The sequence below is a fragment of the Frankia sp. CoWAU3 genome (assembly GCF_977971855.1).
Map to the genome: position 1 here is coordinate 27,464 of NZ_CDWWXB010000030.1, position 582 is coordinate 28,045.

Sequence of the window (582 nt, forward strand, 5' to 3'; positions counted from 1 at the left end):
AGCGGACAGGATCATCGGCCGTGTGGGAGCCGCCCTGGCCATTCGATGATGACCATGAGCGACGCGACGCGAGCGCCGCCGTGCGAGTGGGGATGGGATGGCGACGCTGCCGGTGGGGCACGCGGGACGCGGGGTCGTCGCTGATCTTCTTCTACCCAAGGTGGGTGCTATGCGTGAATATTGCAACTGTCAGTCGCTGCCGGCGATCGCGGCCCTGATCGGGGAACACAACCAGGTCACCGATCTCATCGCCGACACGCACAAGGCATATCGACAGGGTGACGTCGGGGCAATGGTGACACTCTGTGAGCAGATGTCGACGGTTCTCCAGCCGCAGACGGTAGTGGAGGAGCAGGGTCTGTTCCCCGCGATGGCACTCGAGTTCCCCGAACAGATCGCGATCCTGCAGAGCGAGCACCGCCGGATCGAGGCTGTGCTCGCCGGGGCGACCGACGGCACCGCCCGGGTCGATCCCGCTTGGCCGACACTGGTCATCGAGGCGATGAGCCTGCTGCGCAGGCACATCGCGAAGGAACAGGACGGCGTGTTCCACGCCGCCGTCTCGATTCTCAGCAACGTAAG

General features: G+C 65.1%; 1 protein-coding gene. It reads left to right on the top strand.

What is annotated here, in order from left to right:
* Positions 1–169: 169 nt before the first annotated feature.
* The coding region (locus AC08ON_RS05240; protein ID WP_476616543.1) for a hemerythrin domain-containing protein at positions 170–582 on the top strand (413 nt) is incomplete at its 3' end.